Below are 14,194 nucleotides of genomic sequence, written 5' to 3'. Positions count from 1 at the left end.
TTTGCGGGAATAGAAAATGAATCAGCAATTACGGGTTGAAAACCTCAGTAAAACCTTTGTATTACATCAGCAACAGGGCATTCGCTTACCGGTACTCCATCGGGCAGAACTGGCGGTAAACAGCGGTGAATGCGTCGTACTGCACGGCCATTCAGGCAGCGGAAAATCAACGTTGCTTCGCTCTCTTTACGCCAACTATTTGCCAGACAGCGGCCATATTTGGATAAAACACCAGGGCGAATGGATCGATATGGTGCATGCCGAAGCCCGTCAGATTTTAGCGGTTCGCCGTCACACCCTGGGCTGGGTCAGCCAGTTTTTACGTGTGATTCCGCGTATCAGTGCGCTGAATGTCGTGATGCAGCCGCTGCTGGAATTAGGCGTTGAACGCCACATTTGTCAGGAACGGGCGGCATCATTACTTACTCGCTTAAATGTGCCGGAACGTCTGTGGCATCTGGCTCCTTCGACCTTTTCCGGCGGTGAACAACAGCGTGTGAATATTGCCCGCGGTTTTATCGTCGATTACCCCATTTTGCTGCTGGATGAACCAACGGCTTCACTGGATAACGTCAACAGCGCTGCGGTGGTCAGCCTGATCGATGAAGCCAAACAGCGAGGCGCGGCTATCGTTGGTATTTTCCATGATGAGGCCGTACGCCAGCACGTCAGCGATCGCTTGCAGATCATGACGCCACCCCAGTTCGACACCCTTCAGGAGATCCCAGCATGATCCTCAATAATGTGAAACTGGTTCTGCAAGATCGCACGATAGCCGGATCGCTGGAGATCCAGGACGGAATGATTCGCAGTTTTACCGATCGCCCCAGCCAACTGCCTCAAGCCATTGACGGTGACAATGGCTGGCTATTACCTGGGTTGATCGAGCTACATACCGATAATCTGGACAAATTCTTCACCCCGCGCCCCAACGTAGACTGGCCCGCACATTCTGCCATGAGCAGCCACGATGCGCTCATGGTTGCCAGCGGTATGACCACGGTGCTGGATGCGGTGGCCGTGGGCGATGTGCGCGACGGCGGTCATCGGCTGGAGAATTTACAGAAAATGATTAATGCGGTGGTGAATAGTCAGCGTGCTGGTTTAAATCGGGCAGAACATCGCATTCATTTACGCTGTGAATTGCCTCACCACACCACGCTGCCATTATTTGAAAAACTGATGGATCAACCCGAGCTATCTTTAGTTTCCCTGATGGATCATTCGCCGGGTCAGCGTCAATTCGCCTCCCGTGAAAAATATCGGGAATACTATCAGGGCAAATATCATCTTAATGATGAAAAAATGGCGCAGTTTGAAGAAGAACAAATCAATCTATCTGCTCGCTGGGCGGCGCCAAACCGCAGTGCCATTGCAGCCCATTGCCGCCAGCGCAATATTTCTCTCGCCAGCCACGATGATGCCACCGCCGAGCACGTTGCTGAATCTCAGGCGCTAGGCAGCGTTATTGCCGAATTTCCCACAACGGAAGCGGCGGCGCGAGCCTCTCATCAGCACGGTATGCAAGTTCTGATGGGCGCGCCCAATATCGTGCGCGGCGGCTCGCATTCCGGCAATGTTGCCGCCCATAAGCTGGCCTCATTAGGCGTGTTGGATATACTCTCTTCCGATTACTATCCGGCCAGTTTGCTGGATGCCGCTTTCCGTATTGCTCAGGATGCAAGCAACGATTTCTCTCTGCCACAGGCGGTAGCGTTGGTGACCTGCAATCCGGCTCGCGCATTAGGATTAACCGATCGCGGCGTCATTGAAGAAGGTAAGCGAGCGGATCTGGTTTTGGCGAGAAATCAGGGCGAACACGTCTACGTGCAAAACGTCTGGCGTCAAGGCATTCGGGTGTTCTGATGGCGCACTTAATCTATCTGATGGGGCCATCCGGCGCTGGCAAGGATTGCCTGCTTTCCGCGCTACGCAAAGACCAGCAACATAAAATTCTGGTAGCGCACCGCTATATCACTCGCCCAGCAGATGCCGGTGCTGAAAATCATATTGCACTGAGCGAGGAGGAATTCTTGCAGCGCCAGGCGCAGGGGCTGTTTGCTTTAAGCTGGCAGGCACATCAGCATCATTATGCCTTAGGCGCGGAAATAGACCTGTGGCTGGAAAAAGGGCTGGATGTGGTAGCCAATGGCTCAAGGGCGCATCTTTCCCACGCTCAGCGACGCTATGGGCACCGACTGCTGCCGGTCTGCCTGGCGGTGTCTCCGGCAATTCTGCGGCAGCGTTTACTACAGCGTGGGCGCGAAGATGAGGCTCAAATCGCTCAACGTCTGGCAAGAGCTGCGCATTATCAGCAACGTTTACCCGCCCATTGTGTACGGCTAGATAATGATGGTTCGCTAACCGATACCTTACACCGGCTGAAAAATCTGATTCAACTGGTGGTAAATACGCATTCGCAGGAGCTTATGAGTGGAAAATAAAATGCAGCTAACCCTTCTGGGAACCGGCGGAGCACAGCAGGTTCCGGCATTCGGCTGCGATTGCCCAGCCTGCCAGCGCGCCTGTCAGCAGCCCAGATTTCGGCGTGGTCCATGCAGCGCCATGCTGCGTTATCAGGGAGAATCGCATTTTATTGATGCCGGTTTACCGACGTTAGGAGAGCGTTTTTCTGCGGACGAAATTCAGCGTTTTTGGCTTACACATTATCACATCGATCACGTTCAGGGGTTATTTCCGTTACGTTGGGGCTATTCCAGCCCAATTCCCGTCTACGGCCCGCCGGATGCCGACGGCTGCGACGACCTGTTCAAACACTCTGGAATACTGGATTTCCAACCGCCGTTAACTCCTTTTCAACCGCTGGACATCGCCGGTTTACAGATAACGCCCCTGCCGCTCAACCACTCAAAACCAACCTTTGGTTATCTCTACCAAAGTCCGCGCCGAACGCTGGCCTATCTGACCGATACCGCCGGTCTGCCAGAGTCTACCACCGCTTTTCTGGCTCGGCTGCCGTTAGATCTTCTGGTGATGGATTGCAGTCATCCGCCGCAAACCAATGCTCCACGCAACCATAATGATGTGAGCATGGCCTTGGAGATCCACCGGCAATTACGCCCGGTAAACACCCTGCTCACCCATGTCAGCCACCAGTTGGATTGCTGGCTGATGAATAACTTGCTGCCCGCCGGCGTTGCCGCAGCCTACGATAATCAGGTGATCATACTCTAGGAAGCAGATCGGTTATCCGAAATTTTTCCCGCCGGCTGCATGGCATCCGATTCGATAATCACGGTGCCGCTGTGAGCAACCGTAAAAGCCTGCTGCAACATCGCCTGCGCCACATTTTTTGCGGAAATTGAACGCCATTTCTTCGGTAGCACTGCAAACAGCGGCGCGGTCAAACGTTCGGTCAGACGCGGTACCGGACGTTTACCGGTCAGCATAGAAGGCCGGAATATGCTGAGTTGCGGCCAGCCTTGCTGACTCAACGCTCGTTCCGCTTCACCTTTGGTTCTGCTGTAAAGCAGCCAGGAATGCGGATTGGCCCCCATGGCGCTTACCACCAACAAATGGCGCGCACCCAGTCGCAGGCCGGTTTCCCCCGATTCTACCACTAAACGATAATCTATTGCGCGAAACGCCGCCTGAGTCCCCGCCTGCTTACGGGTAGTACCCAGACAGCAAAAAACTGCATCTACCGGAGCGCTTAAGGTTTTCAGCAAAGTACTCATATCGTCAGCCTGTGGATTGGTCAATTTATTCATTACCGACAAAGGCTTACGCGTAGGAGCAATGATGTGGCTAATTCTGGCATCTAGCCGCAATAATCTTAATAGTTCCCCACCGACCAGACCGCTCGCGCCCAATAATAAAACCTTCACGATTAAATCTCCTTAACCCCATGAATAAGATAAGAATAGCCGGATCGAAGAAACCGCGCAGGGAAAACATCGTGCCAGAACAACGGGGATACTTTTCCACCACAATACCCAAATGAAAACACGATTCGGATAAAGATAATATTTGGATGGAGACAACGCTCCCGTGAAGACAATACGCGAATGAAATAAATGGCACTATGGCATAAGCCAGCAAGATGTTTGGTGGTTCACGCGGAGTCGCGTACCCAGTACAACTTTTTGCCAAATCCCAAGGTATTATTCGTCATTTTGATATCTTGCAAACTTAGCCGCCAGATCGGCGCAGAGGCCACTTTTGCGATAGGAAAGCGCCGACAGTAACGCTGACGCGCCAACTTATCGTCATCATCGCTTAGCAAACTAATCTCTCCTCGGTACTGCACCCCCTTAATCAAGGCTACACTGCGAGGCTGCGTAGCAATAGTGCCGACCACCTGAGGGTTTTTCTGCATCAGTTCACCGTGGCGAGTATGGCCTTCCGTCATTAGAAATAACGCCATTTGCTGCGGTTCAAAAACATAAAAACAGTTGGCACACCACATATCGCCCGCGTGGCTTGCGCACAGCGTCAACACATGCTGCTTCAGTAAAAACTGGCTAATCACCTGTAAATCATCTGGATTATTCACTGCGAGCTCCTCTGTATTATCATTGCAGTGTAACCGAACCCGATCACAAAACGCGAAATGAGCCAGACAAGATTTCCCTTCAGGCAGGACTAATTGTTCTGTTATCCGGTGGATGAAATAGCAGAAAGACATAACTAAATTGTATCTAATAGTGATTTAGCTATCATTTCTTATATAAACCCATTTTGCATTTATATGCATAAAAACGGGATAAATCTCGATTAAGATTTAATTAATCAGAATTAACAAATAGAAAACAATTTACGGGTGAGTGCGCTCTCAATTCTATTAATAAACCTATTAGGATATTTCTATGTGTCAGGTATGTTAAATATAACTTACTGCGCTCTCGTGAAAATAATCATAAAAACGCATAAAAACCGAAATAGATGAATAAAGAAGTAAATATATTCATGATTTAGTCAAAACACATTTTAAAATCCGAACAAAATGTGACGCACATCACGGAATGAATGAGTGTTATCGCTAGAATAGCCCGCATCAACCCATTGTTCAAAAACAAAGAGACGTTACGAAAATGGAAAATAACAACAAGAAGATGGCGCATATAAGGCGGACAACTCATCTTATGATGCCGGCTCATCGTAGCTATTTTAACTTCTCTTATTTCCATTACAGATAATATCCCTCCTGCGATGACATCCGTACTTATTGGATCGTCATTGTCATAAACACAATATTTAGCTTGTGCGAAAATTGCGAATGCATTTGGCGTCGGTTAACTATTGTCTGTTTCAAAAATGATGCTTAATTATCGATTTACTTAACCTACAGATTTACATTTTTCATCTGTCGGAATAAATCGTTCGTTAACTTATCCAATTAATTCGTGATGTGAACTTTTGCCGTAATTTAATGGCTTAAGAAATTCTTTGCCTATTTTTTAGGTGAGAAACAGTGCAGGCGAAAATTAGCATTTCAAATAATTAATGTCTCAACGTCATTGATGTGGATTGCTATACAAAAAAATTAATGAAACGAAATCCAACGCACCTACAAGTTGGACGGGTTGATACACCCTAAATAAAAGAGAGCAAAAATGAAAAAATTAAATATTGCGGCAAGTGCTTCAGCAATCTCTTGTTTTGAAACCCAGCGGGAAATTGTTGATGTTTTACATACTGATTTTACCGATGTTTCAGCGGTGGTTTTATCAGTTCAAGATATAAATAATGGCGTTATTGATTCCATTCATAAATTAGGGTTTAACATTCCTATTTTCGCTGCCGTATGCTGCGAAGAAGAGCTAAATAATGATGTATTGCCTTCCCTCAATGGCGTATTTGAATTGTGCGGTGACAACACCGGATTCTACGGTAAACAATTAGAATCTGCTGCCGAAAAATACGAAAATGAGCTATTACCACCATTTTTCAACACACTAACAAAATACGTTGAAATGGGTAATTCTACTTTCGCCTGTCCGGGTCATCAGGGCGGCCAATTCTTCCGCAAACATCCGGTAGGTCGCCAATTCTTCGATTTTTATGGCGAAACAATTTTCCGTTCAGATATGTGTAACGCTGATGTCAAATTAGGTGATTTGCTGATTCATGAAGGCGCGCCTTGCGATGCACAGAAACACGCGGCAAAAGTATTTAATGCCGATAAAACCTATTTCGTTCTTAACGGGACTTCAGCCTCTAATAAAGTCGCAACCAATGCGATTCTGGCCCGTGGCGATCTGGTTCTGTTTGACCGTAATAACCATAAATCTAACCATCACGGTGCCTTAATTCAAGCTGGCGCAACGCCAGTTTATCTGGAAACGGCTCGTAACCCGTTTGGCTTTATCGGCGGTATCGATGCCCACTGTTTTGAAGAAAAATACCTGCGTGAACAAATACGTAGCGTATCGCCTGACCGTGCTGATGCACCTCGTCCTTTCCGATTGGCAATTATTCAATTGGGAACTTACGACGGCACCATTTATAACGCTCGTCAGGTTGTCGATAAAATTGGTCATTTATGCGATTACATTCTGTTCGACTCCGCCTGGGTTGGCTACGAACAATTTATTCCAATGATGAAGGATTGTTCACCATTATTACTGGAGCTGAACGAAAACGATCCGGGTATTATTGTGACCCAGTCAGTACATAAACAACAGGCTGGCTTCTCTCAAACGTCGCAAATTCATAAAAAAGATAAACATATTAAAGGTCAGGATCGTTACTGTAATCATAAACGCTTTAATAACGCCTTTATGCTTCATGCATCCACCAGCCCATTCTATCCATTATTCGCCGCTCTGGATGTCAATGCGAAAATGCATGAAGGGGAAAGCGGCCGCCGTATGTGGTTGGAATGTGTTAAAAACGGGATTGAAGCCCGTAAAATGCTGTTAAATACCTGTTCTATGATTAAGCCTTTCGTTCCGGTTAGCGTAGACGGAAAACCGTGGCAAGAATATGACACTGAAACCATGGCGCAAGACTTGCGTTTCTTTAACTTTATTCCCGGTGAGAAATGGCATGCTTTCGAAGGGTATGAAGCTTCCCAATATTTTGTTGACCCTTGCAAGCTATTATTAACCACGCCAGGAATTGATACCAATACTGGTGAATATACTCAATCAGGTATTCCAGCTACTATTTTGGCTAATTTCCTGCGGGAAAATGGCATTGTGCCAGAAAAATGTGACCTCAATTCAATTCTGTTCTTATTAACACCTGCAGAAGACCTGGCAAAAATGCAGCATCTGGTTGCGCAAATCGCCCGATTCGAGCGTTTCATTGAAGAAGATGCTTTGTTGTGCGACGTATTACCAACGGTCTATCGCAATAATGAAGCCCGTTATAAAGGTTACACCATTGGCCGCCTGTGTCAGGAAATGCACGACCTTTACGTCAGCTACGACGTAAAACAATTGCAGAAAGAAATGTTCCGTAAACAATATTTCCCGAAAGTTATGATGAATCCGCAAGATGCCAATATTGAATTTGTTCGTGGCAACGTAGAGCTGGTTCCATTATGTAAAGCAGAAGGTCGTATTGCCGCAGAAGGCGCGCTTCCTTACCCACCGGGAGTATTGTGTGTCGTTCCTGGGGAAGTTTGGGGTGGCGCAGCGCAACGTTATTTCCTGGCATTAGAAGAAAGCATCAATTTATTGCCTGGCTTTGCACCAGAATTACAAGGCGTGTATTTACAAGTAGACGAAGACGGCTGGAATCGCGCCTACGGCTACATGATGAAAAAATAATAAATATTTTATTTATACAACACCAAAAATGACACTCAAACCTGCGGGGATATTTATCTCCGCAGTCTCTGAAAGATAAAAAGAGAAAATAATATGAGTAAATCTAATAATAAGATGGGCGTAGTACAGTTAACCATTCTGACGGCGGTTAACATGATGGGTTCTGGCATAATTATGCTACCAACTAAACTCGCCGAAGTCGGCACCATTTCTATCGTATCTTGGCTTGTCACCGCCGTAGGTTCCATGGCGCTGGCCTATGCTTTCGCCCAATGCGGCATGTTCAGCCGTAAATCTGGCGGTATGGGCGGCTACGCCGAATATGCCTTTGGTAAATCCGGCAACTTTATGGCGAACTATACCTACGGTGCATCGTTGCTGATCGCCAATATCGCCATCGCTATTTCTGCCGTTGGCTATGGTACTGAATTGCTGGGCAGCACTCTCAGCCCGCTGGGGATCTGTCTGGCGACCATTGGCGTCCTCTGGTTAGCAACAGTCGCTAACTTTGGCGGCGCACGCATTACCGGCCAAATCAGTAGTGTAACCATTTGGGGCGTTATCATTCCTGTGCTGGGTATTTCAGTTATCGGTTGGTGGTGGTTTAGCGCCGATGCCTATGTCGCCTCCTGGAACCCACACGGTTTCCCAACCTTTGAAGCTATCGGTTCATCCATCTCCATGACTCTATGGGCCTTCCTGGGTCTGGAATCCGCCTGTGCCAATACCGATGCGGTAGAAAATCCTGAGCGTAATGTTCCTATCGCCGTGCTGGGCGGTACTTTAGGCGCGGCCTTTATCTACATTATTTCGACCAACGTGATTGCCGGTATCGTACCAAACATGGATCTGGCTAATTCCACTGCGCCTTTCGGTCTGGCATTTGCCTATATGTTTACCCCTGCCGTGGGTAAAATAATTATGGCGCTAATGATTATGTCCTGCGTAGGTTCCCTACTCGGCTGGCAGTTCACCATCGCACAGGTATTCAAATCCTCTGCGGACGAAGGTTTCTTCCCGAAAATCTTCTCTAAAGTGAGTAAAGCCAATGCGCCGATCAAAGGCATGTTGACCATCGTCATTATTCAGAGCGTCCTGTCTCTGATGACTATCAGCCCATCGCTGAATAAACAGTTCAATGTGCTGGTCAATCTGGCGGTCGTAACCAACATCATTCCATATATTTTGTCTATGGCTGCTTTGGTTATCATTCAAAAAGCCGCTAACGTACCGGCAGCTAAGGCTCGTCGAGCCAATATCATTGCCTTTATCGGTGCCATGTATAGCTTCTACGCCCTGTATAGCTCAGGTCAGGAAGCCATGATGTGGGGCGCGATTGTGACCTTCCTGGGCTGGACGCTCTACGGCCTGGTTTCACCTCGCTTTGCTCTGGCAGATAAAACCAAATAAGCAGCAGCTTCACGGGCGGCAAGCCCTTTGCCGTCCGCGTTGTTTCCTCCGGTTTTTCATACCGGATAAAAAAACCGTGCTTCAGTCCTGATTCCGACGATAATATTCCCGCCCCTCATTCAACAGAGAGCGTTATGTCGGAAAGCATCTGGTCTATTTATCTGATTCGTACCGCCGCAGGCAGTTTATATACCGGTATAACTACCGATGTTTCACGCCGTCTGGCACAGCATCAGTCGGGTAAAGGCGCTAAATCTTTGCGAGGAAAAGGAGAATTGAACCTGGTTTTTCACTGCGTGGCGGGCGATCGCTCCACCGCGCTAAAACTGGAATATCGCCTGAAACAGCTGACAAAAAAGCAAAAAGAAAGGCTGGTACGCGACCAGCCTTCTTGTGTAGCAGATTTACTGTTACCTGAAAAATCAGCAATAATTACAGCTGATTAAAGGCTTCGGCGTAATTTACCTGGCCAGTGACTCCATCCAAAGCATCGGGAGCCAGTGAGTAAACCTGAAATGCCGCTTCGCAACCTGGCCAACGGCAATATAGCTGAGCGTCAGCCGCAGGTTTGAAACCAAAACGCTGATAGTATGCCGGATCGCCCAGTACCACCACGGCGGAATAGCCGAATTCATTCAGCGCGTCCAAACCTTCATATACCAGTTTTTCGCCCAACCCCTGACGGCGTAAATCTTCTTTCACGGCCAGAGGACCCAAACCGACCCACTGACGATCTTCCCCTTCAATATCTACCGGGCTGAATGCTGCATAGCCCACCACGCCACCTTCATCATCGGTCGCGACGATACCTAGCGTCAGTAAACCGTCTTCACGCAGTTGTTGCACCAGCTTTGCTTCCCCATCGCTGGGAAAAGACTCACGCAGCAGTTTATCGATCCCCGGTGCGTCTACTGGGATCTCGGTACGGATCAACACGATACCACGGCACGGGAAGTCTGCTCCGCGCCCTCTTGTTGCCCTGCTTCAATAAAATCGGCCAGTTGTTGCAGACCCACTCGTAGCAATGTTGGCATGGATTCCAACTCGATGGCATCCATCAAATTTTTTACATACAGGCCCAATTCGGTATCCCCTTCAATACGCAGTCGACGCTGGAAAAACAGCGTGTCCGGATCTTCTTTACGGGCAGCGATCAATACAAGATCGTTGGCATCACCACTGAAGCTGACATCAGCGTCCGCCTGTTGGCTCACCACCAGCCTACCGTTTTCCACTGTCATAAACCATTGTAATGCGAGATCCCGCACTTCAATCTTCAGCCAGCGACCAGCAAGAAACTTCAGATCGCCCTCTTCAAGCGCCTGGCGGAACTGCCAGCTTAGTACCTGTTCCAGTACCTGACGCTGCACAGCAAAAGGCGTAATTTTCAGCGGGGCCCGCAGCAGCGCAGGCCCTTGGCGCACAAGGTGTGCTCGTAGTTTTCCCAACACAGGCTGACTCCTTTGAATTCATCGGTTTCTATTTTGCCACACGGATAGACGACCCACGCGGACTAAATCAATAAATTCTGCACCAGATTACCGATGCTTTCTTTGCTAAATATCAGAACACTATCAGCAATGCGGAAGAAACTGCCCCAAATCAAGATATGTCTGCAGCAGGTTAACTAAAATTGCTCCTCGTTAAAATTATCCATGTCACCACGATCATCTACGGATGAGGATTATTTACTACCTCTGGTAATGCCGAGGTATTGCCGCTGACTCATTCAGGAAATTTCTATGGAGCTGCTTTGTCCTGCCGGTAATTTGCCCGCGCTAAAAGCTGCGGTGGATAACGGCGCTGATGCTGTGTACATCGGCTTGAAAGATGATACTAACGCCCGCCATTTTGCCGGACTGAATTTTACCGATAAAAAGCTGCAAGAGGCGGTGAATTACGTTCACAGCCGGAAACGTAAGCTGCACATTGCCATCAACACTTTTGCCCATCCGGACGGTTTTTCCCGCTGGCAACGCGCCGTCGATATGGCGGCTCAACTGGGTGCAGATGCGTTGATACTGGCAGATTTGGCGATGCTGGAATATGCCGCCGAGCGCTATCCCGAGGTGGAACGCCACGTTTCGGTTCAGGCTTCGGCTACAAACGACGAGGCCATCCGTTTTTACCAACGCAACTTTGATGTAGCAAGGGTAGTTTTACCGCGGGTGCTGTCTATGCATCAGGTAAAACAGCTTTCCCGCACCAGCCCGGTGCCGCTGGAAGTTTTTGCTTTCGGTAGCCTGTGCATTATGGCTGAAGGCCGCTGTTACCTTTCCTCCTATCTTACCGGTGAATCTCCCAATACCGTCGGTGCCTGTTCTCCGGCCCGCTATGTGCGCTGGCAACAGACGCCGCAGGGCATGGAATCCCGCCTGAACGAAGTGCTGATCGACCGCTATCAGGACGATGAAAACGCCGGTTACCCCACGTTGTGCAAAGGTCGCTACCTGGTTGACGGGCAGCGTTACCACGCGCTGGAAGAACCCACCAGCCTCAATACGCTGGAGCTGTTGCCGGAACTTTTCGCGGCCAATATCGCTTCGGTCAAAATTGAAGGCCGCCAACGTAGCCCGGCTTACGTCAGCCAGGTTGCTAAAGTCTGGCGTCAGGCCATCGACCTCTATCAGAAAGAACCGGCAAAATTCGCAGCAAAAACCGAATGGATGGAGCAACTAGGTTCGATGTCAGAAGGCACCCAAACAACGCTGGGCGCTTATCATCGCAAGTGGCAGTAGGGTGGAAAAAGCATGAAATACTCATTGGGCGCAGTGCTTTATTACTGGCCAAAAACAGATATTGAGGCTTTCTATCAGAAAGCCTGTGAAAGCAGTGCCGATATTATTTATCTTGGTGAAAACGTTTGTACCAAACGACGTGAAATGAAAGTAGGCGACTGGCTGGAACTGGCGAAACAAGTCGCTTCCAGCGGAAAGCAGGTAGCGATTTCTACCCTTGCATTGCTACAGGCCCCTTCAGAACTGACTGAACTCAAACGTTATGTAGAAAACGGCGATTTTCTGTTAGAAGCCAATGACTTTGGTACGGTGAATATGGCCGCTGAGCGAGGACTGCCCTTCGTAGCAGGCCACGCGCTCAACTGCTATAACGCCTATACCCTGCGTATTCTACATCGTCAGGGCATGATGCGTTGGTGTATGCCGGTAGAGCTCTCGCGAGACTGGTTGGAAAACATGCTGATTCAGTGTGATGAGCTGGGATTCCGTAATAAATTCGAAGTAGAAGTGCTGGCTTACGGCTATCTGCCGTTAGCTTATTCGGCTCGCTGCTTTACCGCTCGTTCCGAGGATCGAGCTAAAGACGAGTGCGAGACCTGCTGCATCAAGTACCCTCAGGGGCGCAGTATTCTCTCACAGGAAAATCAGCAAGTATTTGTTCTCAATGGCATTCAGACGCAAAGTGGTTACTGCTATAACCTAGGTAATGACCTAATTTCTATGCAAGGATTGGTGGATATCGTGCGTTTATCGCCACACAGTACCGAAGCGCTCACCATGATCGATAAATTCCGTGCCAATGAAAAAGGTCTGGCTCCGCTGACCCTGACGGATAAAGCCGACTGCAATGGTTACTGGCGTCGGGTAGCCGGTTTGGAACTGGTTTCTTAAGGTTCGATAAGTTGGAAATAAACAGGGAGAGGTATTTCTACCTCTCCCATTTTTTTGCCTAATTTAGCGTGATTTCAGACACATGCCTTATGAGCCATAATATCGATAATCTGGCTATCGGTTTGCCTCATCGCGCCACAAGCCAGAGCGCACAGATTGGAAATGGAGCTATCGACATCCCCCGCGACTATGCCTTCGTTGCCGGTTACGCCGCTGTGATCCAACGCCATAAGCACCGCTTTATAAGCTGCCGTTACGCTGGTTGAGACTTTCATCGCGCAGCTATTGGCCGCGCCGTCGCAGATAATGCCGCTAATGTCGCCGATCATGCTGCTAATCGCCATAGCTACAGCGTCATAACCCGGTTCAATTAGCCATGCCATTCCCGCCGCGGCCCCCATAGAAGCGGTGGTTGCGGCACACAAAGCCGACAATGACGGGAGCTGGCTATGGATATAAATCGCCATCAGATGAGATAGCATCAACGCCCGCGCCAGCTGTTCCTCACTGGCTCCCAGATGCTCCGCCACCACCACGACCGGCATAGTGGCCGCAATCCCCTGATTTCCCGATCCTGAATTACTCATCGCCGGCAACGTTGCCCCGCCCATGCGCGCATCTGAAGCGGCAGCGGTGCGAATCATAATATTCGACAATAAGTCTTGCGCCAGTAATCCACGCTGCCGCTGGCGAGCCAGCGTTGCACCAATATGCAGGCCATAATTGCCGCTCAACCCCTCATCAGACAGCGCACCATTTAGTCGCGCCGCCTGTAGAATAAAGGCGATACGCTCAAATGGAACCTCTGTGGCGAACTGATAAACAGAACGAGCATCGGCCTGCTTCAAGCAATAACCCAGTGTAGGTTCATTCCCATCATGAATTTCATGGCCAGAATCACCGAATGCAAACAGTACTTCACCATTTCTTACAATGTTAACCAACCTCGTATGCCCACCGGCAATAGTGGCAGTCACCCATTCATCACCGCTATATAACGTCGCTTCGGAAAACAGGATATATTTACTTTCCTGCATCGTGACCCGAACGCTTCCCTGAGACAGCATAGCTTTCGCGGCTGCCAGTTTCTCCGCGCTAATGTGCTTCAGCACTTCCAAACCCGCCTGAGCATCGCCAGCCAGCGCCCCCACGGCGGCAGCTATTGTTAACCCGACCATGCCGGTTCCCGGCACAGTAACGCCCATCCCGTTCTTCATCAAATTGGGGGAAACACGTGCTTCAATACGTTCGATGGCTCCTGACAAATGAGATGCGGCTATAGCCGCGGCCAATGCCAACGAAACAGGTTCGGTGCAGCCGATAGCGGGTTGAACTTCCTGTTTTACCGCGCGGATGAATTCATCCCATAACTCTGAATGACTACAGTGACTCATAATGAATACCTTCAACCTTTAC

The 14,194-nt window shown here is 49.0% G+C and carries 15 protein-coding genes; 10 read left to right on the top strand and 5 right to left on the bottom strand.

Annotated elements, in window-relative coordinates; genetic code table 11:
• Window positions 1-16 precede the first annotated feature (16 nt).
• The 4 genes from phnL to phnP are packed head-to-tail and all read left to right on the top strand — an operon-like array spanning window position 17 to window position 3,195.
• Complete coding sequence (gene phnL, locus ACQ4OC_RS11640) at window positions 17-733, top strand: phosphonate C-P lyase system protein PhnL (protein ID WP_064516168.1); 717 nt, start codon at window positions 17-19, stop codon at window positions 731-733.
• Window positions 730-1,866: an alpha-D-ribose 1-methylphosphonate 5-triphosphate diphosphatase gene (gene phnM, locus ACQ4OC_RS11635; protein WP_064516166.1), complete on the top strand. Its 1,137-nt coding sequence runs from the start codon at window positions 730-732 to the stop codon at window positions 1,864-1,866. The genes phnL and phnM overlap by 4 nt, the downstream gene beginning before the upstream one ends.
• Window positions 1,866-2,444: a ribose 1,5-bisphosphokinase gene (phnN, locus tag ACQ4OC_RS11630; RefSeq protein ID WP_064516164.1), complete on the top strand. Its 579-nt coding sequence runs from the start codon at window positions 1,866-1,868 to the stop codon at window positions 2,442-2,444. Before phnM ends, phnN begins: the two co-directional genes overlap by 1 nt.
• 1 nt (window position 2,445) lies before the next feature.
• The gene (gene phnP / locus ACQ4OC_RS11625; RefSeq protein WP_430971181.1) at window positions 2,446-3,195 is read left to right on the top strand and encodes a phosphonate metabolism protein PhnP; all 750 of its coding nucleotides are present in this window, start codon (window positions 2,446-2,448) and stop codon (window positions 3,193-3,195) included.
• Here the strand turns inward: phnP and ACQ4OC_RS11620 are convergent.
• Both ACQ4OC_RS11620 and ACQ4OC_RS11615 read right to left on the bottom strand, forming a co-directional pair.
• Window positions 3,192-3,851, bottom strand: coding sequence for an NAD(P)H-binding protein (locus ACQ4OC_RS11620; RefSeq protein WP_430971188.1), 660 nt, complete (start codon window positions 3,849-3,851; stop codon window positions 3,192-3,194). The genes phnP and ACQ4OC_RS11620 overlap by 4 nt on opposite strands.
• A gap of 224 nt (window positions 3,852-4,075) precedes the next feature.
• Window positions 4,076-4,516 (bottom strand): YhbP family protein, encoded by a 441-nt coding sequence (locus ACQ4OC_RS11615; RefSeq protein ID WP_430971180.1) that lies wholly within the window; start codon window positions 4,514-4,516, stop codon window positions 4,076-4,078.
• 538 nt (window positions 4,517-5,054) lie between these two features.
• On the opposite strand from ACQ4OC_RS11615, the gene speFL reads away from it, so the two are divergent.
• The 4 genes from speFL (at window position 5,055) to ACQ4OC_RS11595 (ending at window position 9,595) form a co-directional block, all read left to right on the top strand.
• Window positions 5,055-5,159, top strand: a complete 105-nt coding sequence (gene speFL / locus ACQ4OC_RS11610; RefSeq protein WP_115175270.1) for a leader peptide SpeFL — start codon at window positions 5,055-5,057, stop codon at window positions 5,157-5,159.
• 417 nt (window positions 5,160-5,576) lie between these two features.
• Complete coding sequence (speF, locus tag ACQ4OC_RS11605; RefSeq protein ID WP_064516158.1) at window positions 5,577-7,739, top strand: ornithine decarboxylase SpeF; 2,163 nt, start codon at window positions 5,577-5,579, stop codon at window positions 7,737-7,739.
• A 93-nt stretch (window positions 7,740-7,832) separates the two neighbouring features.
• Entirely contained in the window at window positions 7,833-9,149 is a 1,317-nt protein-coding gene (gene potE / locus ACQ4OC_RS11600) for a putrescine-ornithine antiporter (protein WP_064516155.1), read from the top strand.
• 134 nt (window positions 9,150-9,283) lie between these two features.
• On the top strand, window positions 9,284-9,595 hold the full coding sequence (locus ACQ4OC_RS11595; protein ID WP_064516153.1) for a GIY-YIG nuclease family protein: 312 nt from the start codon (window positions 9,284-9,286) through the stop codon (window positions 9,593-9,595).
• On the opposite strand, the gene ACQ4OC_RS11590 is transcribed toward ACQ4OC_RS11595, so the two are convergent.
• Window positions 9,582-10,085, bottom strand: a complete 504-nt coding sequence (locus ACQ4OC_RS11590; RefSeq protein ID WP_120806335.1) for a GNAT family N-acetyltransferase — start codon at window positions 10,083-10,085, stop codon at window positions 9,582-9,584. The two genes, ACQ4OC_RS11595 and ACQ4OC_RS11590, sit on opposite strands and share 14 nt — an antisense overlap.
• Window positions 10,079-10,600: a ubiquinone anaerobic biosynthesis accessory factor UbiT gene (gene ubiT / locus ACQ4OC_RS11585; protein WP_064516149.1), complete on the bottom strand. Its 522-nt coding sequence runs from the start codon at window positions 10,598-10,600 to the stop codon at window positions 10,079-10,081. Before ubiT ends, ACQ4OC_RS11590 begins: the two co-directional genes overlap by 7 nt.
• Before the next feature lie 291 nt (window positions 10,601-10,891).
• Between ubiT and ubiU the strand changes: the two genes are divergently transcribed.
• Entirely contained in the window at window positions 10,892-11,887 is a 996-nt protein-coding gene (gene ubiU, locus ACQ4OC_RS11580; RefSeq protein ID WP_064516147.1) for a ubiquinone anaerobic biosynthesis protein UbiU, read from the top strand.
• 12 nt (window positions 11,888-11,899) lie between these two features.
• A complete protein-coding gene (locus tag ACQ4OC_RS11575; RefSeq protein WP_064516145.1) occupies window positions 11,900-12,778 on the top strand; it encodes a U32 family peptidase in 879 nt (292 codons plus the stop codon).
• 74 nt (window positions 12,779-12,852) lie between these two features.
• Here the strand turns inward: ACQ4OC_RS11575 and ACQ4OC_RS11570 are convergent, their stop codons facing one another.
• Complete coding sequence (locus tag ACQ4OC_RS11570; protein WP_064516143.1) at window positions 12,853-14,172, bottom strand: serine dehydratase subunit alpha family protein; 1,320 nt, start codon at window positions 14,170-14,172, stop codon at window positions 12,853-12,855.
• Window positions 14,173-14,194 lie beyond the last annotated feature (22 nt).

The organism is Yersinia sp. J1 (assembly GCF_050586585.1).
GTDB classification, from domain to species: domain Bacteria; phylum Pseudomonadota; class Gammaproteobacteria; order Enterobacterales; family Enterobacteriaceae; genus Yersinia; species Yersinia entomophaga.
This window is presented reverse-complemented; position numbering and strand designations above follow the sequence as displayed.